This is a genomic window from Mesorhizobium sp. DCY119 (assembly GCF_003590645.1).
In the GTDB taxonomy this organism is placed as follows: Bacteria; Pseudomonadota; Alphaproteobacteria; order Rhizobiales; family Rhizobiaceae; genus Mesorhizobium_M.
Genome location: NZ_CP031834.1, coordinates 1,373,856 through 1,396,565, shown reverse-complemented (window position 1 = coordinate 1,396,565; position 22,710 = coordinate 1,373,856). Strand labels below are relative to the sequence as shown.

At 62.1% G+C, this 22,710-nt stretch carries 19 protein-coding genes; 5 read left to right on the top strand and 14 right to left on the bottom strand.

The genetic code is table 11. The features are described 5' to 3' along the window. Window positions 1–14: 14 nt before the first annotated feature. From DZG07_RS06745 to DZG07_RS06705, 9 genes are all read right to left on the bottom strand, one after another. A complete protein-coding gene (locus DZG07_RS06745) occupies window positions 15–164 on the bottom strand; it encodes a DUF3096 domain-containing protein (RefSeq protein ID WP_091915394.1) in 150 nt (49 codons plus the stop codon). Between the two features lie 12 nt (window positions 165–176). Further along, window positions 177–1,001: an ABC transporter ATP-binding protein gene (locus DZG07_RS06740; RefSeq protein WP_091915396.1), complete on the bottom strand. Its 825-nt coding sequence runs from the start codon at window positions 999–1,001 to the stop codon at window positions 177–179. Next, window positions 998–2,983 (bottom strand): AMP-binding protein, encoded by a 1,986-nt coding sequence (locus tag DZG07_RS06735; RefSeq protein WP_119815381.1) that lies wholly within the window; start codon window positions 2,981–2,983, stop codon window positions 998–1,000. Before DZG07_RS06735 ends, DZG07_RS06740 begins: the two co-directional genes overlap by 4 nt. A gap of 372 nt (window positions 2,984–3,355) precedes the next feature. After that, window positions 3,356–4,030, bottom strand: coding sequence for a Crp/Fnr family transcriptional regulator (locus DZG07_RS06730; protein WP_091915400.1), 675 nt, complete (start codon window positions 4,028–4,030; stop codon window positions 3,356–3,358). Window positions 4,031–4,117: 87 nt separating this feature from the next. Next, on the bottom strand, window positions 4,118–4,894 hold the full coding sequence (locus DZG07_RS06725; protein WP_119815378.1) for a hypothetical protein: 777 nt from the start codon (window positions 4,892–4,894) through the stop codon (window positions 4,118–4,120). 142 nt (window positions 4,895–5,036) lie between these two features. Beyond that, window positions 5,037–7,349 carry an EAL domain-containing protein gene (locus DZG07_RS06720; protein WP_119815375.1) on the bottom strand — a complete coding sequence of 771 codons (2,313 nt, stop codon included), beginning with the start codon at window positions 7,347–7,349 and terminating at the stop codon, window positions 5,037–5,039. A 142-nt stretch (window positions 7,350–7,491) separates the two neighbouring features. Continuing rightward, window positions 7,492–10,968, bottom strand: coding sequence for an indolepyruvate ferredoxin oxidoreductase family protein (locus tag DZG07_RS06715; protein ID WP_119815372.1), 3,477 nt, complete (start codon window positions 10,966–10,968; stop codon window positions 7,492–7,494). Between the two features lie 210 nt (window positions 10,969–11,178). Next, window positions 11,179–11,700, bottom strand: coding sequence for a hypothetical protein (locus tag DZG07_RS06710; protein ID WP_119815369.1), 522 nt, complete (start codon window positions 11,698–11,700; stop codon window positions 11,179–11,181). Beyond that, on the bottom strand, window positions 11,693–12,304 hold the full coding sequence (locus DZG07_RS06705; protein ID WP_119815366.1) for a CGNR zinc finger domain-containing protein: 612 nt from the start codon (window positions 12,302–12,304) through the stop codon (window positions 11,693–11,695). The genes DZG07_RS06710 and DZG07_RS06705 overlap by 8 nt, the downstream gene beginning before the upstream one ends. Before the next feature lie 93 nt (window positions 12,305–12,397). Here DZG07_RS06705 and DZG07_RS06700 point away from each other — a divergent pair, with 93 nt between their 5' ends. The 3 genes from DZG07_RS06700 (at window position 12,398) to DZG07_RS06690 (ending at window position 15,828) form a co-directional block, all read left to right on the top strand. Next, a complete protein-coding gene (locus DZG07_RS06700) occupies window positions 12,398–13,309 on the top strand; it encodes a branched-chain amino acid ABC transporter permease (RefSeq protein ID WP_119815363.1) in 912 nt (303 codons plus the stop codon). A 201-nt stretch (window positions 13,310–13,510) separates the two neighbouring features. Beyond that, window positions 13,511–14,095, top strand: a complete 585-nt coding sequence (locus tag DZG07_RS06695; RefSeq protein WP_119815361.1) for a TRAP transporter small permease subunit — start codon at window positions 13,511–13,513, stop codon at window positions 14,093–14,095. After that, window positions 14,092–15,828: a TRAP transporter large permease subunit gene (locus tag DZG07_RS06690; protein ID WP_119815358.1), complete on the top strand. Its 1,737-nt coding sequence runs from the start codon at window positions 14,092–14,094 to the stop codon at window positions 15,826–15,828. The genes DZG07_RS06695 and DZG07_RS06690 overlap by 4 nt, the downstream gene beginning before the upstream one ends. A gap of 126 nt (window positions 15,829–15,954) precedes the next feature. On the opposite strand, the gene DZG07_RS06685 is transcribed toward DZG07_RS06690, so the two are convergent. Next, window positions 15,955–17,061, bottom strand: a complete 1,107-nt coding sequence (locus tag DZG07_RS06685) for a TRAP transporter substrate-binding protein (protein ID WP_091915416.1) — start codon at window positions 17,059–17,061, stop codon at window positions 15,955–15,957. A 285-nt stretch (window positions 17,062–17,346) separates the two neighbouring features. On the opposite strand from DZG07_RS06685, the gene DZG07_RS06680 reads away from it, so the two are divergent. After that, window positions 17,347–18,120: a gamma-glutamyl-gamma-aminobutyrate hydrolase family protein gene (locus tag DZG07_RS06680; protein WP_119815355.1), complete on the top strand. Its 774-nt coding sequence runs from the start codon at window positions 17,347–17,349 to the stop codon at window positions 18,118–18,120. Between the two features lie 79 nt (window positions 18,121–18,199). Here the strand turns inward: DZG07_RS06680 and DZG07_RS06675 are convergent, their stop codons facing one another. The 4 genes from DZG07_RS06675 to DZG07_RS06660 all read right to left on the bottom strand — a co-directional run bounded on the left by DZG07_RS06675 (window position 18,200) and on the right by DZG07_RS06660 (window position 21,773). Next, on the bottom strand, window positions 18,200–19,189 hold the full coding sequence (locus tag DZG07_RS06675) for a 2-hydroxyacid dehydrogenase (RefSeq protein ID WP_119815352.1): 990 nt from the start codon (window positions 19,187–19,189) through the stop codon (window positions 18,200–18,202). A gap of 29 nt (window positions 19,190–19,218) precedes the next feature. Further along, window positions 19,219–20,241: a LacI family DNA-binding transcriptional regulator gene (locus tag DZG07_RS06670; protein ID WP_091915423.1), complete on the bottom strand. Its 1,023-nt coding sequence runs from the start codon at window positions 20,239–20,241 to the stop codon at window positions 19,219–19,221. Window positions 20,242–20,306: 65 nt separating this feature from the next. Beyond that, complete coding sequence (locus tag DZG07_RS06665; protein ID WP_119815349.1) at window positions 20,307–21,248, bottom strand: DMT family transporter; 942 nt, start codon at window positions 21,246–21,248, stop codon at window positions 20,307–20,309. 117 nt (window positions 21,249–21,365) lie between these two features. Further along, on the bottom strand, window positions 21,366–21,773 hold the full coding sequence (locus DZG07_RS06660; RefSeq protein ID WP_091915427.1) for a DUF2000 family protein: 408 nt from the start codon (window positions 21,771–21,773) through the stop codon (window positions 21,366–21,368). A gap of 30 nt (window positions 21,774–21,803) precedes the next feature. On the opposite strand from DZG07_RS06660, the gene DZG07_RS06655 reads away from it, so the two are divergent. Then, complete coding sequence (locus tag DZG07_RS06655; protein WP_119815346.1) at window positions 21,804–22,703, top strand: AraC family transcriptional regulator; 900 nt, start codon at window positions 21,804–21,806, stop codon at window positions 22,701–22,703. The last annotated feature ends 7 nt before the right edge of the window (window positions 22,704–22,710 follow it).

The window sequence follows — 22,710 nt, the reverse complement described above, 5'->3', positions numbered from 1 at the left end:
GCCGTTGATGCAAATTACCCCGCCAGATGCGGGAACAGGCCGAGAAGGCCGATGACGATGAGGTAAAACGCGACGATGTAGTTGAGCAGGCGCGGCATCACGAGGATGAGCACGCCGGCGATCAGCGAAACCAGCGGGGTGATGGCAAGCGTCGAGATGGTCATTTCGATTTCCTTTCAATGCGCGACACCGAGATAGGCGTCGATAACGTTCTGGTTGGACTTCACGGCATCGGGAGTGCCGTCGGCAATCTTCTTGCCGTAATCCAGAACGACGACGCGGTCAGAAAGGTCCATGACGACGCCCATATCGTGCTCGATCAGCGCAATCGTGGTGCCGCGCTGCCGGTTCACATCGATGATGAAGCGGCTCATGTCCTCCTTCTCTTCAAGGTTCATGCCGGCCATCGGCTCGTCGAGCAGAAGCAGCGACGGCTCCATTGCCAGCGCCCGGCCAAGCTCGACGCGCTTTTGCAGGCCGTAGGGCAGCTTGCCGACCGGCGTGCGGCGGATATGCTGGATTTCGAGGAAGTCGATGATCTCCTCGACCTTTTCGCGATGCTCGATCTCCTCGCGCAGCGCCGGTCCATGCCAGAACATCTGCCAGAACAGGTTGCGCTTCATCATCACCGAGCGGCCGGCCATGATGTTGTCCAGCGTCGACATGCCCTTGAACAGCGCCACGTTCTGGAAGGTGCGCGCAATGCCCTGCCGCACCGCATGATGCGGTTTCATCGCCCGCCGCTCCTCGCCGCGAAAGACGATGGTGCCCTTCTGCGGCGTGTAGAAGCCGTTGATGACATTGAGCATCGAGGTCTTGCCGGCGCCGTTCGGGCCGATGATGGCGCGGATCTCGCCCTTGCGGACATTGAAGGAAATATCGGTGATCGCCTTCACGCCACCGAAGGACAGCGAGACGTTCTTCACGTCCATCAGGAGATCGCCTGCGGGGATGCCGTCGTCGGGGGCGACAATGATCAGCGGTTCAGCGCGTGAGTTCATTCCGCGGCCTCCCTGACTGGTTGCGCAGCCGGATAGACCCTGGCGTCCATGATGCGTACGGTGGCGCGCACGATGCCCTTGCGGCCGTCCTCATAGGTCATGTCCGTCTCGATGAATTTCTCCGTCGAACCGTCATAGAGCGCGGCGATCAGCGGCGCATAGCGCTCGGAAACGAAGGCGCGGCGCACCTTCAGCGTGCGGGTCAGTTCGCCGTCGTCGGCGTCGAGTTCCTTGTGCAGCACGAGGAACCGCCTGATCTGCGCGCCCGCCATCATCGGCTCTTTCGAAAGCCGCAGATTGGTCTCGTCGACGTGCTTGGCGATTATCTCATAGACCTGCGGATGGCCGGCAAGCTCCTGATAGGATGCATAGGCAATGTTGTTGCGCTCGGCCCAGTTGCCGACGGCCTGCAGGTCGATGTTCAAAAACGCGGCGGTGAAATCCTGCCCATGTCCGAAGGCCACCGCCTCCTTGATGTTGGGGAAGAATTTCAGCGTGTTCTCGATGTATTTCGGCGCAAACAGCGCGCCCGAGGTGAGCTTGCCGACATCCTTGGCGCGGTCGATGATCTTGAGCTGTCCGTCCGTGTCGAAGAAACCGGCATCGCCCGTCTTGACGTAGCCGTCCTCGGTCAGCGTCTCGGCTGTCGTCTCGTCCTGCTTGAAATAACCGGAGAACATGCCGGGCGAGCGGAACTGCACCTCGCCGGCGTCCGAGATACGGAGATCGACATGGGGCGCGGCAGGCCCGACGGTATCGGCGCGCACCTGGCCATCCTTCTGCACGGTAACATAGAGGAAGGCTTCGGTCTGGCCGTAGAGCTGCTTCAGATTGATGCCGAGCGAGCGGAAGAAGGAAAACAGGTCCTGCCCGATCGCCTCGCCCGCCGTATAGGCGACGCGGATGTTGGAAAGGCCGAGCACATTGCGCAGCGGCCCGTAGATAAAGAATTTTCCAAGCGCATAGGACAGTCGGCCCGCAAGCGGTACCGGGCGGTTTTCCAGGATCGCTTCGCCATATTTCTTGGCCACGCGGATATAGTGCGAGAACAGCTTGCGCTTGAGCCAGCCGGCATCCTCCATGCGGATCGTCACGCTGGTGAGCAGGCTCTCGAAAATGCGCGGCGGCGCGAAATAGAAGGTCGGGCCGATCTCGCGCAGATCCTGCGCCACGGTCTCGGCACTTTCCGGGCAGCACATGCAGAAACCGGACGTATAGCCCTGCGCATAGTTCAGATAGTGATCGCCGACCCAGGCCAGCGGCAGATAGGCAAGCACGCTATCCCGCTCCGAAAGCCGGTCGAATTCGGCCGTGTCGCGCGCGGCGTTGACGGCGTTTATCGCCTTGATCATCACGCCCTTGGAGCGCCCCGTCGTGCCTGAGGTGTAGAGCATGATCGAGATGTCATCGCCGCTCGCAGCAACGATGGTTTGTTCCCATCGCCCGGCAAGGCCGGCATCGGCCTTCATCAACGCCTCGCCTTTCTCCTGAACGGCGGAGAAGGCGTGCAGCCCGGAAGGGCTGTAGTCGCGCAGGCCGCGCGGCTCGTCATAGATGATCTCTGCGAGCTGCGGGATCTTGTCGGCAAAGGACTGGATCTTGTCGACCTGCTCCTGATCCTGCACGACGGCGAAGCGCACCCCGGCATGGTCGAGCACATAGGCCATCTCTTCGGCGACCGCGTCGGCATAAACCGGTACCGGCACGGCACCCAGCGATTGCGCGGCGGCGAATGTCCAGTAAAGGCGCGGGCGGTTGGTGCCAATCACCGCGATCCGTTCGCCATGTTTCAGGCCAAGCGCCTGGAGGCCGAGCGCGAAGGCGCGGATTTCGGCAAGTTGCTCGGCCCAGCTCCAGCTTTGCCAGATGCCGTAGTCCTTGTGGCGCATGGCAGGGCGGGCACCGAACCGTTCCGCATTGCGCAGAAGGTATTTCGGGAATGTATCAAGAACCATGTCGGCGGCGGAAACCGTCGCAACCATGATCAAGCTCCTCCCAGTTCCGCGTTACCCGCGGTTGTGGAGCGCATCATGGCACCAAGCAGTGCTGCGGCAAATCCCCAATTAGACTCAGAGAAACCGGATGCGCCCGATTGCGGCTGAATGGTCTTCCCGGCTGACGGCCAAGGCTTGATCAAACGCTTCTCCTCCCAGGAGCGCGGGTATGTTCCCGCTGCTCTAAAACCTCCGCCCGAAGATGGCGCGGCTTCTTTTTCATTGTGGTCAGCGTATTCCCGAATCGTCTCCCCGATCAACGCGCCCCTTGACAGACAGGCCGGCAGATTGTCTCTTGAATGCGCGGCCTGTGTGCCCGCCCCTCTTCCCGACAATCCAGAAAGTCTTCAGGCAGCGCTTTCAAGCGCCGTAATCGCCGAGCCTTTCGGCGTCGGCAACGATCACCCGGCTATGCTCCACGGTTACGAGCCCTTCGTCGGCCAGCACCTGCAAGCTGCGATTTGCGACCGGTCGAGAGACGCCGGCAAGCAGCGCCAGTTCTTCCTGCGTGATCTCGACGACACCCTTCACATCCGGGCAGAGCACGGGGTTGCACAGCCACGACAGATGGCGGGCCACGCGCGCCTTCGGATCGAGGAGGCGCTCATATTCGGTCGAGGCGATGAACTGGGCCAGGCGCTCGTTCAGCAGCCGCACCAGGAAACGGTTGAAGCCGACGCTGTTTTCATAGAGCCAGAAGAAGGTAGCGCGGTTCATCATCAGGAGATGCGTATCGCGGATCGCCACCAGATCATATTTGCGCGGCTCGTCCTTCAGCACCGAGCCTTCGCCGAACCAGCCTCCCGCGCCGATGCCGGCGAAGGTGATCGCCTTGCCGCTGCGCGCTATCGAACTCATCTTCACCAGGCCGTTGACGGCGCCGGTCCAGTAATCCCAGCGGTCGCCGCGATGGCACAGATAATTACCCTTGGAAAAATGCCGCTCGGAAACCCCGCGCAGTGCCCGCTCCACCTCGTCGCCGGCAAGTTCGCGCGCCCAGACAGTGGCACGGACAAGGTCGCTTCTGCTGTTCATCGATTCCCTTGGCTGGCGAATGCTCGGCCTCGGCAAAGTTATGAACGGGCGTTCCGGCGATGGCAAGGCAAGGTGGGGCCCCGCCCCTCAGGCCGCGTTGCGGAAATACTTCGCAGTCGGCAGGATGGTCAGCGGGCCAAGCTCTCCTTGCGGCGGCGTGCCGAACATCAGGCGCTGCTCCATCGGCGTCGACCGGAAGAACGGAAACCGCTTGAAGGACTCTTCCTGAATCGCCAGCACATCGGCCTGGTAGAGCAATGCGAAGCAATTGATGACACCGCCATAGGGCCGCTCGTCGCCGATTGGCCGCGAGTGATAGATGCGCTTGTAGAATGCCGCGTGGTCTTCGCGGATCATCGAGATGCAGTATGGCGCGTTGAAGTGAAAACACGCCATGCCGGCAAGGCGCAGCGTCAGATAAGGAATCTGCGGAAAGATGCGCGACCACTCGCGGTCGGCAGCGAACCGGCTTGGGTCGATGAAACTGTCGCCGGCCGCAATCCGGGGCAGAAGGATGTCCGGGTAAACCGAAGTCGACGGCGACTGGGGGCATTCGGCCGACACATGGTGAAGCCTGATCGTGCTGACGAGATGGCCGTCTATGTAGACGCCGAAACGCTGGCAGTTGGGAAGGTCGTCGAAGGGGTCATGGACGATGTGGTCCGGGTTCTCGGCCACCAGATCGGCAAGCCGGTACGACGCATAACGAAGGCGATAAATGTCTTCGAGGTCTTCGCCCTTGTCACAGCGACGATATTCCGTTCTCTCCAAAAGGGCGGACACATTGCGGGCAAATGCCGAAACATTGTCACCCACTGCCTGCCCGTCGTTTGGCTGGCCATCCGCAGCCGCCTTCGCATCCATGCTGTATTTCCCCGTAGCCGCCTACCTCAAAAACAGTAGGGCAGCGCCGGGCTATATCAAAGATGAAAATGAAAACGAAGCCGTTTACCGATTGTTAAGGTTAACAGCACGGATGCCGAAAACACCTGAAAAATGACGGCGATCAGGCCTTAGAGCCGCGATTGGCGGCCTTGATTTCGCTGGCAAACGGCCAGACCGTGTTGGACATCGTCTCGATGCCGGAAGCGGTCAGCGCAGAGCCGAACAGGAAGCCCTGCACGAGGTCGGGCTTAACCGAATGCGCCAGGATCTTCAACTGCTCGAAGGTTTCCACGCCCTCTACCGTCACGGCCAGGCCGAGCGGACGCGACAGGTTGACGATGCCCTTCAGCAACTCCAGAGAGCGCTTGCTTTGCGTCACGTCCATCAGGAAGCTGCGGTCGATCTTGACCTTGTCCAGCGGCAGCTTGTGCAGGTAGCTGAGGCTCGAATAGCCTGTGCCGAAATCGTCCAGCGCGATCCGCACACCGAGTTGCTTGATCTCCTCGATGTACTGACGGGTCTGGGATTTGTCGTCCAGCAGGGCCGTCTCCGTGACCTCGATCTCCAGCCGCTGAGCGGCAAGCCCGGAAGAAGCAAGTGCGGCGCACACCTTCTCGACGACATCACGGTTGCGGAAGTCCTTCGCCGAGAGGTTCACCGACACGCGGAGTTGTTTCGGCCATTTGGCGCACTCGCCGCAAGCCGTATTCAGCACGAACGTGCTGATGTCCGAGATGATGCCCATCTCCTCGGCCAGCGGAATGAAGACTGACGGCGAGACGGGACCGAGATCGGGATGGTTCCAGCGGCACAGCGCCTCGCAGCTTGCGATCCGCATCGTATCCATCGACACGATGGGCTGGAAAACGACGCGCAGCTCCCTGGCTTCCACGGCGCTGCGCAGATCGGCTTTCATCATCTGCTTGTCACGGAAGGCCGCATCCATCGCAGATTCGAACAACCGCCAGTCGTTCTTGCCGAGCTCCTTCGCCTTGTACATGGCAAGGTCGGCCTTGACGATCATCGTGTCGACATCGCTGTCCTTTACCTTCGCCAGAACCGCGCCGCCGCTTGCCTGGATGCGCAGGACATGGCCGGCCACGTCGACATCACCCTGCAGGCCTGCAAACAGATCGTCCAGCATGCCGGCAAGATGGCTCTCATCCTCGACCCGGTCGAAGAACACCATGAATTCGTCACCGCCGAAGCGGCTGACCTTCACGCCCTCCGCTGCTACGGCCGACAGCTTTTCGGCCACCGCATAGATCAGTCCGTCGCCGATGGGATGGCCGAGCGTGTCGTTGACGCTCTTGAAATCGTCGAGATCGAGAACCGCAAGACCACACAGCCTTTCGCGATCGCCGGCCGCCATGAATTCGCCGACCAGTTCGTGGAAATAGGCGCGGTTCGGCAGGCCGGTCAGGCTGTCGTAACGGGCCATCGAGCGGATCTTCTCTTCCGCCTCGACGCGCTGCGATACGTCTTCGAAGGTGATGACACCGAGATCCTGATTGCCCTCGCGTGCGGAAAACTCATAGTGCTGCCCGTTCGAAAACGAAACGAGGACCTTGCGGTCCCGGCCTTCACGCAGCGCCCGCGTCAACTGCGCCTCGATGTAGCGGCAGTCCTTTGGAGCGAGCATGCCTCCTGCCACGCCACGCTGAAGCAGTGAATGAATGGAACGGCCCAGAAGCGCGTCCGGCGACTGAAGCGACATCAGGTGGGCGGCTTCGGCGTTGGCGACCACCACCTTGCCGTTCGGCCCGAGCATCACAAGGCCATGCGACATGGTGTTCAGCGCCCTGTTGAAGCGCTGCGCAATCAGATTGGCCTTCTTCTCTTCCGAAAGCGCGGTCAGCAGCACCTCGCGCACGATTTCGGCGAACTTCCTGATGGCAAAGAAGAACGGCGCCGACAGAAGGCCCAGGATGATGTGATAGACGTCGCCGCGCAGCAGAAACCCCAGCGAGATCGGCCAGGTAGCCGCCACGATCTGGAACATGACCAGGCGCGGCGAACCATAGTTGCGCCCTGCGATCGAGGTTGCCGAGGCAAGCGTTACCGCCACTGCCGCGATTTCGGCGAACTGGTCATGCGCCAGATAGATGCCGGCGAAGCAGAAGAAGCCCAGCGCCGAGGCATGCAGGACGCCCCAGAATATGTAGACGTTCTCGCGCTTGTGCGCCTCTACGGCATCCGTGAGCGCGGGTGCATTGCGATATTTCTGGATGCTGACAAGCCGCAGGAAACCGATCGCCACGATCGCCACCGCGATGCCCATATAGAGCTCGTCGTCTGTCTTGAAGTAGACCATGACGGCAAGCAGAGCTTGCGCGACGACACCGATGCCGAGCGTCAGGCCGTCACGGAACAGCGTCTCTACAAACGGAATGTAGACGTCGACCGGAATCTCATTTTTTCTTTTTATAGCCACGCCTGCACCCGTTTTTCGGGAGCTTAGCAATGGCATATTCGCCTTAAGAAAGACTTATTGGAAAGCATCGGAACACTGGAAACAATAGGGAAAATGGCCTTTAGTACAGGGTACGAAAAGACGCTGGACCAGAAAGAAAAAATCATTCTGCTGCCTGTAGAACAGTGTCTATCCGCGCTCCCGTGAAACGCTCTACAAGTCTTTCCCGCTCACCCGCGGCCTTCGTTGCACTGGCGGCTTTCACGTGACCGTAGCCACGGATGAGTGCGGGCACGGAAGCAAGTGCAGTCGCAGCTTCGATCTTCTCTGCAACCAGCGAGGTCCGGATCAGGTCGAGATCCTTCTCGTATTGGGCGAGTAGCGCGCGCTCCATGCGTCGCTCAGTGGTGTAGCCGAAAACATCCAGCGGCGAGCCGCGCAATCCCTTCAGCCCGGCAAGGATGCGAAACCCCTTCATCATCCAGGGGCCAAAGCTCGACTTGCGCGGTTTTCCGTCGGTCGTGCGCCGCCCCATGATCGGCGGCGCCAGATGGAATTCGAGCCGGTCGTAGTCCTGGAACTGCTTGGTCAGTTGCCGCAGGAATGAGCCGTCGGTGTAGAGCCGGGCGACCTCGTATTCGTCCTTGATCGCCATCAGCTTGAACAGGTTTCTCGCCGCCGCTTCCGTCACCACGGTCGAGCCCTGGGACGCCTTGGCCTCAGCTGCCCTGAGCGCTGCGATACGGTCATGATAGCGGCGCGCATAGGCAGCATTCTGATAAGCGGTGAGGAATTCAACGCGGCGCGCGATGATATCGTCGAGCGTCTCGGCGATTTCGCGCTTTCCGCCGGCCTCACCGGGCTGGCTGACCAATCCGCGCACGAATTCCGGCTCGTGTGCTGCGCGGCGGCCCCAGCGGAAGGCCGCGATATTCATCGCGACCGCCTCGCCGTTGAGTTCGATCGCCTTCTCCACCGCCTCCGCCGACAGCGGCAAGCCGCCATGCTGAAAGCCGAAGCCAAGCATGAACATGTTGGCGCCGAGCGAATTGCCGAACAGAGCCGTCGCCGTGCGGGTGGCATCGAAGAAATGCGCGTGATTATCGCCTGCCGCCTCGCGGATCACCTTCTTCAGCCGCTCAGTAGGGAGAGAAAAATCGGCCGAGCGCGCGAACTCGCCGGGCATGATTTCAGCCGTGTTGGCAACGAAGATCGTGTGCCCCTCGCGCACGGCGGCCAGCACCTTCTTGGCGCCGGAAACGACGAGATCGCAGCCGAGGATCAGATCGGCCTTGCCGGCTGAAACGCGGATGGCGTTGATGTCCTCCGGCGTCTTGGCGATGCGCACATGGGTGAAGACCGAGCCGCCCTTCTGCGCCAGGCCGGCCATGTCGATCATGCCGCAGCCCTTGCCTTCAAGATGGGCCGCCATGCCGAGGATCGCGCCGACCGTAACGACGCCGGTGCCGCCGACGCCGTCGATGATCGACGACCAGCCCTGGTCGATCGGGAACTGTTTTGGCTCGGGCACGCCATCGAGCGGGTTTGACCTGCCGGCGATGCCTTCGGCCTTGCGGATCTTGGCGCCATGCACCGTCACGAAGGACGGGCAGAAGCCGTTGACGCAGGAAAAGTCCTTGTTGCAGCTCGACTGGTCGATCCGGCGCTTGCGGCCGAATTCGGTCTCCACCGGCTGGATCGAGACGCAGTTGGACTGCACGCCGCAATCGCCGCAGCCTTCGCAGACGAGTTCGTTGATGATGACGCGCTTGTCCGGATCGGGAAACGTGCCGCGCTTGCGGCGGCGGCGCTTCTCGGCAGCGCAGGTCTGGTCATAGAGCAAAACGGAGACGCCCTTGACGTCGCGCAGCTCGCGCTGGACGAGATCGAGGTCGTCGCGATGATGGATCGTCGCGCCCGCAGGGAACTCGACATGGCCGGCATATTTACCAGGCTCGTCGGTGACCACTGCGATGCGATCGACGCCCTCGGCGCGCACCTGCCTGGCGATCATGTCGACGGTGAGATTGCCCTCATGCGGCTGGCCGCCGGTCATGGCGACGGCATCGTTGTAGAGGATCTTGTAGGTGATGTTGGCGCTCGACGCCAAGGCGAAGCGCAGCGCCAGCGTGCCGGAATGATTGTAAGTGCCGTCGCCGAGATTCTGGAAGATGTGGTCGCGCTTGGAGAACGGCGCCTGGCCGACCCACTGCGCCCCCTCCCCGCCCATGGCGGTGAAGCCGACAGTCGAGCGGTCCATCCACAGCGCCATGAAATGGCAGCCGATACCGGCCGCCGCGATCGAACCGTCCGGCACCTTGGTCGAGGAATTGTGCGGGCAGCCCGAGCAGAAGAACGGCGTGCGCGAGCCGACATCCTGCGTGTCGGCAAGCATCGCCTGGAACTGCTTCAGCCGGCTGACCTTGGCAGCGATCTCTTCCGAAGGGCCGATGGCCTTCAGGATGCGCTCGCCAAGCGCGATGGCGATATCGTTGGGGTCGAGCGCGCCCTTGGCCGGGAACAGCCAGTCGCCGCGCTCGTCCTTCTTGCCGACCACGGTCGGGTGCATGGCGGTGTTGTAAAGGTTCTCGCGCACCTGCACTTCGATCAGCGAGCGCTTTTCCTCGACCACGATGACCGTTTCCAGCCCACGCACGAAATCGGCAATATGCTCGAGGTCGAGCGGCCACGGGCAGCCGACCTTGAACAACCGTACCCCGATCTCGTTGGCGCGCTTCTCGTCAATGCCGATGTCATCCAGCGCCTGGCGCACGTCGAGATAGCTCTTGCCGACGGTGATGATGCCGATCTTCGCATTGCGCCCGCCGGAATAGACGGTGTGGTTCAGCTTGTTGGCAAGGATGAAGGCCGAGGCCGCCGCACGCTTGTATTCATGCAGCCGCGCTTCCTGTCCGAGCTGGTCGAGTTCGTTGCGGATGTTGAGCCCGCCCGGCGGCATGTCGAATTCGGGGATGACGATGTTCAGCCGGTCCAGCGACGCATCGACCGAGGCAGTCGATTCGATGTTGTCCTTGACGCATTTGATCGCCGCCCAGGTGCCGGCGAAACGCGACATCGCATAGCCGTAGAGCCCATAGTCAATGAGCTCCTGCACGCCGGCCGGATTGAGGATCGGCATCATCGTGTCGACGAAGAGGAACTCGGTGGCATGCGCATTGGTCGAGGATTCGGCGTTGTGGTCATCGCCCATAAGCGCCAGCACGCCGCCATGCCTGGACGAGCCGGCGAGATTGGCGTGGCGGAAGACGTCGCCGGAGCGATCGACGCCCGGCCCCTTGCCGTACCAGAGCGAAAACACGCCGTCATATCTGCCTTCGCCGAGCAGTTCCGCCTGCTGCGTGCCCCACACGGCGGTTGCCGCCAGTTCCTCGTTCAAACCGGGCTGGAAGACCACATCGGCCTGCTTGAGCTGGTCCTTCGCTTTCCAGAGCTGGAGATCGAGGCCACCCAGCGGCGAGCCGCGATAACCCGAAACGAAGCCGGCGGTATTCAGTCCGGCGCGGCGGTCGCGCTCGCGCTGCATCAGAAGCATGCGGATGACGGCCTGCGCACCCGACAGGAAGATACGTTCCTTGCCAAGATCGAACTTGTCGTCGAGGGCAACGTCGTGAAGCGTCATCGGGCAGTTCCTCTGCGGAAGCAGCCGCGATTCGGGGGCCGCTAACGTCGGGACAGATGACTAACTGTTTCCTCCCTTGGAGGCGAGGTCAAACAAAAACCGCCACACTCCAAAAACAACAACAGCAGCGATAAATGTCTGGCAATCCTTGATAAAAGATTGCTCGGGCATCCCTCGGAACGCATGAAAATTTCGTGATCGGGACGCCGCTCAGCTCGCGGCTGGACAAGACACGCCACGCCCGCCGGGCAGCCTGCCATCGGGATGGCCAGCCAGTTCCGGGTTTGGCTGGTAGCCCGGTCCCACCACCAGCGGCTTGTCGGGCAGCATGCTCTGGTCCTGAGACGAGACCATCGTTGTTTCGATCCCCTGCAGCAGCGCGCCGCCCGCGCCCTCGATGCGGATCGCCACTTTGTAGGGCTTGTCCTTGACGAGGCATTCCAGCGGCGGGCTTTCGAGCGTCACCTTCTGGTGGTTGGGGAAGAGCTTTTGGGTGACCACGATAGGCTCGCCACCGGCGGGATTGTCCAGCGTCATCACCGCGGTCTCGCCTTCGGCAATCGGCTGCAAAGGCACGAGATTGACCAGATAGGTCACCTTCGCCTCGCGATAATTGAAAACGACGAGCCGCCCGGAAAGCTCGAAAAGCGCGTCCTTGCCAGTGTCGCGGCAGGCTGCAAGGGCGGCCGGCAACAGCAGAAGCGCGAAAGCGAGACGCAGTCGCTCAGACATGGGAAATCTCCTCCGAACCGCCCTTGCGGCGGTGATAGTGGCGCTTTGCTTTCTGGCGGTTGCCGCAGACCGCCATGTCGCACCACATGCGACTGCCGTTGCGGCTCCTGTCGAGAAACAGCCAGTTGCAGTTCGGGCAGACCCTCAGCCGCCTGACGCTTTCGTTCGACAGCAGCGACAGCGCGGAAACGGCAAGTGCGGCCTCGAAGGCCAGCGGCGCAGCGGCATCGCCGAAAGGCCTTGCCTGCCCGCCGATTTTTTCGTCATGACCGGCCAGCCCGTCGGCGCAGGCGCGCAGGAAACCGGGCAGATGTCCAGTCGAAACCTCGCCCTGCACCGCCGCATCGCGAAACAGCCGGTCGGTCGTTTCACGGATGGCGAGCACGGCCGGCAGGATCGCCGATGGTCTGGGCGCGATCAGCGGCCGCGCGCTGAGCTCAGCCGCGCGGAAGCCTGAAGCGGCGGCGGCAAACCGCGGCAGCTCCGCCGCATCCTCGAAACGGTCGAAACTGCGCACCGGATCGCCGCGATGAACGACCGTGTTGGTGACGTCGAGCGCCAGAACGCCGCCGGAAAATCGATGTCGGGTCCAGGAAACTGTCATCCATCAAATCTAACTATTAAATCACCTTTGACAAGTTAGATTTTCAGGCGCAGTTTTTGTTTGGCCCGCCTGGTCGCGGCCACTGGATGACGCATGCTCTACTTCTTCCAGCAAGTGCTGAACGGCCTGCATATCGGCGCGATCTACGCGCTGCTCGCCTTCGGCTATGCGCTGATCAACGGCGTGCTCCACCGCACGAACCTCGCCCATGGCGCGATCTTCGCCTTCTCGGGCCAGACCATGATCCTCGTCGCCGTCTATGGCTGGCAGATGCTGTGGCTGACCTTGCCGGCGACCATCGCGGTGGCGATCGTCGCGGCACTCGCCTATGCGGCGCTGATCGGCATGGTTCTGTCGCGCAACGTGTTCGAACCCCTGGCCGGCCGGTCGCCCAACACCATCGTTGCCGCCACACTCGGCGTCTCGATCGTGCTGATGGAGCTTTCGCGCATCGCCGCCGACACGCATGACTTCTGGCTGCCGCCGCTGTTGTCCACGCCGATCGTCTTCACCCAAGGCGGCGGCTATCAGGTCACGCTCACCGTGATGCAGTTGCTCAACTGCCTGCTAATTCTCGCCACGCTCGCCGTTACCGGCCTCATCCTTGCCCGCTCGCATTTCGGGCGGGAATGGCGTGCCGTCTCCGACGATCCTGCCGCTGCCGCCCTGTGCGGCGTCGATGCGACGCGCGTATTCCGTGCCACGGTGCTGGTCGGCGCCGTCACGGCAGCGCTCGCCGGCATTCTCGCCGCGCTTTACTTCGGCAATATCGGCTTCGGCAGCGGTCTGGTCTTCGGCCTGAAGATCCTCTTCGTCACCGCCATCGGCGGCTATCACGCACCAACCCGCGCAGCACTTGGTGCGTTCGCCTTCGGCATCGCCGAATCGCTGTGGTCCGGCTATTTCCCGATCGAATGGCGCGATGCGTGGATGTTCGCGCTACTGGCCGCAGTGCTGGTGCTGCGCATGGCCGGCCAGGAAACGCAGAAAACCGCCCAGCCCTGACCCTGCGGAAGTTCTACAACTTTCGTTGCATCCGGCTGCGCTCAGCGCGGGATTTCCGCAACGCTTGGCATAATCCGTACCGAGTCGTGTACCATCCCTTGTTGACGCCGCCCCGCCTGTCAGCCTACCGATGAAAGCCGGATGCGCCATCAAGCTCGGGAAACGAGCGATGGCCGGAAGCTTATTGAGGGAGGAGATCGCATGGCAGGGCTGCTTGCTCTATCCAGAGCCATCGACCGCATGAACGAAGTCGTCGGCAGATGGGTCTCATGGCTCATTCTGCTCGCGGTGCTGGTCAGCGCGGGCAACGCCGTCATTCGCAAGACATTCAACATGTCGTCGAATGCCTGGCTGGAATTGCAATGGTATCTTTTCGGCGCGGCATTCCTGCTCGCCGCCGCCTACACGCTGAAGCAGAACGAGCATATCCGCATCGACATCATCTACGGCATGTTCTCACGCCGCAAGCAGCACTGGATCGACCTGTTCGGGCACGTCTTCTTCCTGATGCCCTTCGTCCTGCTGATGATTTTCTACTTCATACCCTATGTCAGCCTGTCCGTCCGCAACGGCGAAATGTCGTCCAGCGCCGGCGGCCTGATCATCTGGCCCGCCAAGGCGATGCTGTTGATCGGCTTCCTGCTGCTCGGCTTCCAGGGCATTTCCGAGATCATCAAGAAGATCGCAATCATGCGCGGCGACATGGATGATCCAACACCGTTCATATCGGCTCACGAGGCAGCTGTTGCCGAAGGCGAAGCATTGGCGAAAGAGGTGCAAAAGTGATCCACTTCATCGCCGAGAACATGGCGCCGATCATGTTCTTCTGCCTCATCATCTTCCTGCTGCTGGGGTATCCCGTCGCCTTCTCGCTCGCCGCCAACGGCCTGCTCTTCTTCTTCATAGGCGTGGAACTCGCGCCTTTCTCCAGCGGCTCGATCAACCTGTCATGGCCTTTGCTCTATGCCATGCCCGAACGATTATGGGGGGTGATGTCGAACGACACATTGCTGGCCATCCCCTTTTTCACCTTCATGGGCATCGTGCTTGAGCGCTCCGGCATGGCCGAGGATCTGCTCGACACGATCGGCCAGCTTTTCGGCCCGATCCGTGGCGGCCTCGCCTATGCGGTGATCTTCGTAGGCGCGCTGTTGGCTGCGACCACCGGCGTGGTGGCGGCATCTGTCATCGCCATGGGCCTGATCTCGCTGCCGATCATGCTGCGCTATGGCTATGACCGCCGCGTCGCGTCGGGCGTCATCGCCGCCTCGGGAACGCTGGCGCAGATCATCCCGCCGTCGCTGGTGCTGATCGTTCTGGCCGACCAGCTCGGCCGTTCGGTCGGCGATATGTACAAGGGCGCGCTGATCCCCGGCCTGGTGCTGACCGGACTTTACATCCTCTACATCCTGGTCATGTCGATCGTCCGGCCGAAATCCATGCCGGCCCTGCCGCTCGAGGCGCGCACGCTCGGCCATGGCGTTACCTCGCTTTTCGTGGCGCTGGCAGCAGCCTTCGCGGTCGCTTACGTCGCCCATGTGCTTCTCACCCCGACTTTCGGCGTGGATGCAGACATCTGGGGCGCGGTGGTCGGCATCATTCTCATCTACATCTTCGCCATCGTCGACCGGGCGATGGGCCTCAACATCATGTCGAGGCTGGCGCAGCAGGTCATCATCGTGCTGATCCCGCCGCTGGCGCTGATCTTCCTGGTGCTGGGCACGATCTTCCTCGGCATCGCCACGCCGACCGAAGGCGGCGCCATGGGTGCCGTCGGCGCGCTGATCATGGCGGCGGCCAAGGGCCGTCTGTCGATGGAAGTCGTCAAGCAGGCACTGGCGGCAACGACGCGGCTGTCGTCCTTCGTGCTGTTCATCCTGATCGGCGCCCGCGTCTTCTCGCTCACCTTCTACGGCGTCAACGGCCATCTCTGGGTCGAGCACCTGCTGACCTCGCTGCCCGGCGGCGAACTCGGCTTCCTGATCGTCGTCAACGTGCTGGTGTTCTTCCTGGCCTTCTTCCTCGATTTCTTCGAGCTGGCCTTCATCATCGTGCCGTTGCTGGCGCCCGCTGCCGACAAGCTCGGCATCGACCTGATCTGGTTCGGCGTTCTTTTGGGCGTCAACATGCAAACCAGCTTCATGCACCCGCCATTCGGCTTCGCGCTGTTCTACCTGCGGTCGGTGGCGGCCAAGGTGCCCTATCTCGACAAGGTCACCGGCAAGCGGATGCAGCCCGTCACCACCGGCCAGATCTACTGGGGCGCGGTGCCGTTCGTCTGCATCCAGGTCGTCATGGTCGGGCTGGTTATCGCCTTCCCGCAGATGGTCATGCATTACAAGGGACCCGTGGTCGATCCCAACTCCATCCAGATAAAGATGCCGGATATGCCCGGTCTCGGCGGAGGCGGGCTCGGCCTGCCGCCGCTCGGCTCACCGCCGCCTGCGGGCGGAGGCACCGCACCGGCAAACCCGACTCCGCCGGCAAACGACCTGTCGAAGCCGCCGAGCTTCAACTGATCGGCAAAGGAGCCCGGGCAGTGCGCCGGGCTCCTTTCCTGCCAGCTCCTTCCTTTCAAAAACCCTGCAACAAAAAACCCCGGAACGATCGTTCCGGGGTTTTTCATTGAGAGCAGGTTCCTGCGATCAGAGCTTGCCGTTACGCTGCTGGATCATCATGAACGTATCGTAGTTGTATTCGGCGATCTGCGCCCAGAGATAGTGCTCCTTGCGGAAGTCCTTGATCGAATCCCAGATCTTCTTGAAGGCCGGGTTGCTGGCTTCCATCTCGGCATAGACCTCGTTGGACGCATTGAAGCAGGCTTCGAGGATTTCCGGGCTGAACGGGCGAAGCTGCGCGCCGCCGGCGACCAGCCGCTTGACGGCCGGCGGGTTCACGAAGTCGTATTTCTGCAGCATGTTCGCGTCCGCAGCCTGCGAAGCGGTGTGCAACAGCGACTTGTAGGCCGGCGTAAGCTCTTCATACTTGGCCTTGTTGTAGAGGAAGTGGACCGTCGGGCCGCCTTCCCACCAGCCGGGATAGTAGTAATAGGGCGCGACTTTCTGGAAGCCGAGCTTCTCGTCGTCGTAAGGCCCGACCCATTCGGCAGCGTCGATCGTGCCCTTTTCCAGCGCTGGGTAGATATCGCCGCCGGCGAGCTGCTGCGGCACCACGCCGAGCTTTTCAAGCACCTTGCCGGCAAAGCCGCCGACGCGGAACTTCAGGCCCTTGAGGTCGTCGACCGAGTTGATTTCCTTGCGGAACCAGCCACCCATCTGCACGCCGGTGTTGCCGCCCGGCAGGCCGAACAGGCCCTGCGTGCCGAGGAATTCGTTGAACAGGTCGATGCCGCCGCCATGATAGTGCCAGGCGTTCATGCCGCGCGCATTGAGCGAGAACGGCACGGCCGCACCCAGCGCCCATGTGGGGTCCTTGCCCCAGTAATAATATGCCACCGTATGACAGGCTTCGACCGTACCGGCAGAGGTTGCATCCGCAGCCTGCAGGCCCGGCACCAGTTCACCCGCAGCGAAGGGCTGGATGGTGAAGTTGCCGTCGGTCGCTTCGGACAGGTATTTCGACAGCACTTCGGCGCCGCCATAGATCGTGTCGAGCGATTTCGGGAACGAAGAAGCAAGGCGCCAGGTGACCTTGGGATTGGACTGGGCAATCGCGGGAGCGGCCAGCGTCGTCGCGGCGACGGCCCCGGCACTGGCCAGCCCGGCCTTGCTGATGAATGAACGGCGATCCATGAAGTTCCTCCCTATTGGACCAAGACAGAGGCCGGATACCTTTGAAATATCAGCTTTTCCGGCGTGAGCACCGCCCGAACAATACACAGCACTTGGTCCAAGTCCAGCACCGACGGGACAAACGGCACGCGCATGGTGTAAGAATTCTGAGTTGGCGCCGCGCGCCTAAAACTATAGTCTAAGAAGGTATTTTCTTCTCGCGAAACAGCATTGGAAACCGGCCGGAATATCGCCTATTTTAAAGGCAGAATACCGTCTCGTCCTGAATCGGAAGCAACAGACAAAATGCACCAGCCGCTCGTCGCCATATCGACCGATGTACGCCAGTTCGACAACTACACGTGGCATGCCGCGCCGAAGCAATATCTCGAAGCCGCGATTTCCGGGGCCGGCGTATTCCCTGTGCTCGTGCCCAATTTCGGCGACCGGCTCGATCTCGACCAGCTTCTGGCTTCCGTCGACGGCGTCATGATCACCGGTTCGAAGTCGAACGTGCACCCTTCGCTTTACGGCGGCGACGCCAGCGAGGCCAACGGCCCCTACGATCCCGATCGCGACGCCACCACGCTGCCGCTGATCCGCAAGGCGATCGAATACGGCGTGCCGCTGCTGGCGATCTGCCGCGGCATCCAGGAAATGAACGTAGCCCTTGGCGGCACGCTGGCGACCGAGCTCCAGGAACGCGAAGGCTCGCTCGATCACCGCGCGCCGGTGAGCGATATCCAGGACGAGCGCTTCGCCATCCGCCAGAACGTCACGATCAAGCCGGGAAGCTGCCTTGCCGGCATCTTCGGGCCTGGCGACATCATGGTCAATTCGGTCCACCGTCAAGGAGTCGACCGGCTCGGCTCGCGGCTTCAGCTCGAGGCGGTGGCGGAAGACGGAACTGTGGAGGCCGTGTCGGCAAAAGACGCGCGCGCCTTCGCTGTCGGCGTGCAGTGGCATCCGGAATACTGGGTGCAGTCAGACAGCGTCTCGGCCCGCATCTTCAAGGCCTTCGGCGACGCTGTACGCCAGCATGCCGTGGCAAAGCAGAGCGCAAGAAGCGCGGCGGAATAGAGCAACCGTCAAAGATTGAGCGCTCTGGGGCGAAATCTCGGGGCAGCGCCGAACTCTCAAGGCCAGCCCCAAATACGTCTCAGCCCTTCACCTTCACATTCGCCGTCTCGGGCACCGGCGTCAGCGCCCCGCCCTTTCCGAACCACGCAATGAGATTGTCGACCACGAGGTCGGCCATCCCGTCGCGCGTATGGACCGAGGCTGAGCCGACATGCGGCAGCAGCGTCGCATTGGACAGGTCCAGCAGCGCCTGTGGCACATTTGGCTCGTCGGCGAATACGTCGAGCCCAGCCGCCGCGATGGTACCGTTGCCGAGGGCGGCGGCAAGCGCCTCCTCGTCCACAGTCGAGCCACGGCCGATATTGACGAAAACACCGTCAGGCCCGAGCGCCTTCAGCACCGCCGCGTTCACCGCCTTCTGCGTCGACGCCGTTCCCGGCGCGACCGAAATCAGCGTATCGACCGCGCCTGCAAGCCCCACCAGCGTCTCGTGATATTCATAAGCCAGGCCATCCACGCGCCTGCGATTGTGATAGGCGACGGTCATGCCGAATGCTTCCAGACGCTTGGCAATGGCGAGCCCGATGCGGCCCATGCCGAAAATGCCGGCCTTGCGGCCGCGCAGGGTGAGCCGGCTCAGCGGATAGTTGCCGTCCTTCACCCAACGCCCGCCGCGCAGCCATGCTTCGGCGCGCGGCAGTTCGCGAACGGTGTTGATGAGCAGGCCGATTGCCGTGTCCGCAACCTCCTCGGTCAGCACATCCGGCGTGTTGGTGACCATGACGCCGTGCTTGCCGGCGTGCGCAGCATCGACGCCGTCATAGCCGACACCGAAATTGGCGACGATCTCCAGCTTCGGCAAAGCCTGCATGAAGGCAGCGCTCACCGAATTGTCGCCGAGCGAGGGCGAGGCGGCGACGCCGCGCACCGTCTGCTTGAGTTCGTCCGTTATCAGCGCCGGATCGATCTTGTCGAGGCGCACCAGCCGGAACGCCTCGCCGATGCGCGAGACCGATCGCGGGTGCAGTTTGCCGGGAACAAGGATCGTGATGGCGCTGAGATCGGTCATGCCTGCTTCTTTCGATGATTATGGATGTTTCAGCCGCGCTCTACCGGCTTGCCTGTCGACTGCCGGACATGAAGCTCCGGCCTGATGAGTTCCTGCGATGGCCGAACCGATTGGCCGTTGAGCTTGTCGAGCAGCGCGCTGGCCGCCCGCCGTCCCACTTCGCGCTGGCCGTTCCACACGGTGGTCAGCGCCGGCGTGGCGATTGCCGCCTCCTCCAGATCGTCATAGCCGGTGACGGAGATATCGATCCCGGGCACGAGGCCGGCGCGCGCTATGCCGTTCATCAGGCCGATGGCGACGAGGTCGTTCCAGCAGCATGCCGCAGTAGGCTTGTCTTTCAACGCCAGGAACTGGCCCGCGGCCTCGAAGCCCGCCTGCTTGGTGCGCGGGCCGGGAATACGCCAGCTTGGCCGGACCTCCAGCCCGGCAGCTTCCATCGCATTCAGGTAGCCTTGATAGCGATCACGGCCTGTCGAGGTCTGGTCGGTGCCGCCGATCATGGCGATGCGCTTGTGCCCGAGCGAGATCAGGTGATTGGTGGCAAGACCGGTGCCGTAGGAATCGTCACCGCGGAAAACCGGCACCTCGGCCCCTTCCACCGTTCGCGCGATCAGCACCGCCGGCAAGCCGTTCTCCTCGGCCATGATGATGTCTTCGGGCGGCGTGCCGATCGCCGGCGACATGATCACGCCGTCTGCACCCAGCTGCAGCAGCGTATCGATGAAAGTGCGTTGCTTTTCGAGATCGTCGTAATGGTTGGACAGGATGAAGGTCTGCCGGCTGCGGTCGAGTTCGCTCTCGATGGAGCGCAGGATTTCGGCAAAGAAGGGGTTCATGATGTCATGAACGACGACCCCGACGATGCCCGACCGCGACGTGCGCAGGCTGGCTGCGCGACGGTTGTAGATATAACCGATGGCGCGGGCGTGTTCCTTGATGCGGTCCCGCGTCGTGTCGGCCACGAGCGCGCTGTCGCGCAAGGCCAGCGAAACGGTTGCCGTGGAAACGCCGAGCGCATCCGCGATGGTCGAAAGCTTGATCTTCTGTGCCAGAACGTCCTCCCCCGAGCGACGATTTAAACTGTTTAAATCGGCTTATGCCATCGAACACCGGCAAATCAAAGCTTTTTTGCCAGATCCTCGTCTTCGGCATTGGGAACGGTGCGGTTCTTGAGGCGCAGCCGGTGCTCGCGGTGGACGATATAGAGGCCGCTGGCGACGATGATGCCGGCGCCAACCAGCGTCCATTTATCCGGGAACTGGTCGAAAACCAGATAGCCGGCGCTGATCATCCAGACCATCTGGAGGTAGGGATAAGGGGCAAGCGCCGTCGTCGTCGCCTGCTTGTAGGCTTTTATCAGCAGCCAGTGGCCGAAGCCGCCGAAGAAGCCGAGCGCAAGCAGGATCGCCCAGTGGAACAGATCCGGCGGCATCGACGCTGCATAGGGGACGGCAGGGGCCATCAGCAATACGGGCGTCAACGCCGAATAGAAGATCAGGCTCTCCGGACTCTCCTTCGCCGACATCGACCGCGTCATGATGACGTAGAAGCAGTAGCTCAGCACCGAGCCGAGCGCATAGAGATGGCCGGTCTGGAACGCGACGAAGCCGGGCCGCGTGATGACGATCACCCCGACCAGTCCCGCAAGGATCGCCATCCAGCGCCGCCAGCCTGCCCACTCGCCGAGCAGCGGGCCGGCAAGTGCGGTGATCAACATCGGCGCGAAGAAAGCGATCGACATGGTTTCGGCAAGCTGCAGCGAGCGCAGGGCGGCGAAATTGAAGATGGTCGAGCCGAACAGGAAGATGCCGCGCAACACCTGCAACGGCAGGTTCCTGACCCGGAACATCGCCGGATTGTGCCAGCCTCGAAACAGCAGAAACACCAGCACCAGATGAGTCGCAAAACGCACCCACGAAACGAAGGCCGGGTCCATGCCCGACAGCACGAGATATTTCGCACTGGTGTCGAGGCACGAAAACAGGAGGCCGGCGCAGAATACGAACAGGATCGCGGATGCCGGTGTGGCCTGTTCGGAGGTGGCGGGAGGTGAACTCACGGGAAGCAGTCGATTCGGTGATCGTTATCCCCCGCTTGTCGGCCACCAGGCAAGCCGGTGCAAGTTGAAAAACACGGCAAGGCGCAATTGTCGGCCGATGTGGCAGGATTGACCGGATCAGGCGTGCATGCGCGCGCCCTTGACGATCTTGTCGACCAGCTTCTTTTCGGCACGAAGCGCGATCCCCACCACCTTCGCATCGTCCGGCCCGAACTTGCCGAACACCTCCCGGTTGGCCACATCGTGACCGGTAGAGAACATCTCCTCGACATAGAGCGAGGTCTTCACGCCGCGCTCCAGCGAGCGCTGATGGATCTTCGCCATCGTTGCGCCATCTGCGGAGAGGACGATGACGGGCTGGATCGACATCGGATTGTAGAGATTGCCGGCGGCATCGCGGTAGGCATCGCCTATGATGGCCGGAAACTGGGCGACGATGCCGCTGGCGAGGAAGGCCGTGACATTGAGTTCCTGCCAGGTGGCGAGATCGTCTCGCAGCACGATTGCAAATTTTGTATCGAACATGGAACGCCTTGATTTTATGCGGATGAGATTATGCCCGACGATTTAAGCACCGCGCCTGCCCAGGGTCTTGGACGTTTGTGCGCAAACGGGGATCACAACCGGATCATCTCGGCACCCGCGCTGGCCGGCATCGAGCGCATCGAAGCTAGATTCTCGGGCAATGCCTTCGACATGCATCGTCATGACACCTATGCGATCGGCGTGACGTTGCACGGCATCCAGACTTTTCGCTATCGCGGCCGGACGCGCCACAGTGCACCGGGGCAGATCATCGTGCTGCACCCGGACGAACTGCACGACGGCGGCGCCGGCACCGAGGACGGCCTGCGTTACCGCATGCTTTATCTGGAGCCGTCGCTGCTTCTCGAATGCCTGGGCCATGATGGCGCGTCGCTGCCTTTCGTTGCCGACCCGGTGCTTGACGATCGCGCCCTTGGCGCGACGCTGCTTTCGGCGCTCAGCCCGCTCGATCAGGCGCTGGACGAACTGTTTATCGACGATTTCGTAACGCAGCTGGCGCGCAGCCTGTCGCGGCATGCGGGCCGGCCGGCGCAACCGGTCGGCAAGCCGGCGCTGCGGGCAGCCAGCCTCGCCCGGGATTTTCTGGAGGCAAATGCCACGCGTCTAGTGTGCTCGGAGGAGCTGGAAGCCGTGACCGGTCTCGATCGCTATGCGCTGTCGCGGCATTTCCGGGCGGTGTTTTCGACAAGCCCGCATCGTTTCCTGTTGATGCGCCGGCTTCAGCGCGCACGCCGCATGATCGAAACGGGTGAATCGCTTGCGGAGATCGCAGTGGCCGCCGGCTTCAGCGACCAGAGCCATTTCAACCGGCAGTTCAAGAAGGCTTACGGCCTGACGCCGGGCCGTTGGTCCACGCTGACCCGCCCCGCTATCAACGAGGGAATGTTTCAGCGTCGTGAGTCGGCTTGACGCCGGC

What these genes read in the sequence shown, in the direction of transcription:
- DZG07_RS06745 (WP_091915394.1), bottom strand. Translation starts at nt 164, where the DNA reads ATGACCATCTCGACGCTTGCCATCACCCCGCTGGTTTCGCTGATCGCC.
- DZG07_RS06740 (WP_091915396.1), bottom strand. Translation starts at nt 1,001, where the DNA reads ATGAACTCACGCGCTGAACCGCTGATCATTGTCGCCCCCGACGACGGC.
- DZG07_RS06735 (WP_119815381.1), bottom strand. Translation starts at nt 2,983, where the DNA reads ATGGTTGCGACGGTTTCCGCCGCCGACATGGTTCTTGATACATTCCCG.
- DZG07_RS06730 (WP_091915400.1), bottom strand. Translation starts at nt 4,030, where the DNA reads ATGAACAGCAGAAGCGACCTTGTCCGTGCCACTGTCTGGGCGCGCGAA.
- DZG07_RS06725 (WP_119815378.1), bottom strand. Translation starts at nt 4,894, where the DNA reads ATGGATGCGAAGGCGGCTGCGGATGGCCAGCCAAACGACGGGCAGGCA.
- DZG07_RS06715 (WP_119815372.1), bottom strand. Translation starts at nt 10,968, where the DNA reads ATGACGCTTCACGACGTTGCCCTCGACGACAAGTTCGATCTTGGCAAG.
- DZG07_RS06710 (WP_119815369.1), bottom strand. Translation starts at nt 11,700, where the DNA reads ATGTCTGAGCGACTGCGTCTCGCTTTCGCGCTTCTGCTGTTGCCGGCC.
- DZG07_RS06705 (WP_119815366.1), bottom strand. Translation starts at nt 12,304, where the DNA reads ATGACAGTTTCCTGGACCCGACATCGATTTTCCGGCGGCGTTCTGGCG.
- DZG07_RS06700 (WP_119815363.1), top strand. Translation starts at nt 12,398, where the DNA reads ATGCTCTACTTCTTCCAGCAAGTGCTGAACGGCCTGCATATCGGCGCG.
- DZG07_RS06695 (WP_119815361.1), top strand. Translation starts at nt 13,511, where the DNA reads ATGGCAGGGCTGCTTGCTCTATCCAGAGCCATCGACCGCATGAACGAA.
- DZG07_RS06685 (WP_091915416.1), bottom strand. Translation starts at nt 17,061, where the DNA reads ATGGATCGCCGTTCATTCATCAGCAAGGCCGGGCTGGCCAGTGCCGGG.
- DZG07_RS06680 (WP_119815355.1), top strand. Translation starts at nt 17,347, where the DNA reads ATGCACCAGCCGCTCGTCGCCATATCGACCGATGTACGCCAGTTCGAC.
- DZG07_RS06675 (WP_119815352.1), bottom strand. Translation starts at nt 19,189, where the DNA reads ATGACCGATCTCAGCGCCATCACGATCCTTGTTCCCGGCAAACTGCAC.
- DZG07_RS06660 (WP_091915427.1), bottom strand. Translation starts at nt 21,773, where the DNA reads ATGTTCGATACAAAATTTGCAATCGTGCTGCGAGACGATCTCGCCACC.
- DZG07_RS06655 (WP_119815346.1), top strand. Translation starts at nt 21,804, where the DNA reads ATGCCCGACGATTTAAGCACCGCGCCTGCCCAGGGTCTTGGACGTTTG.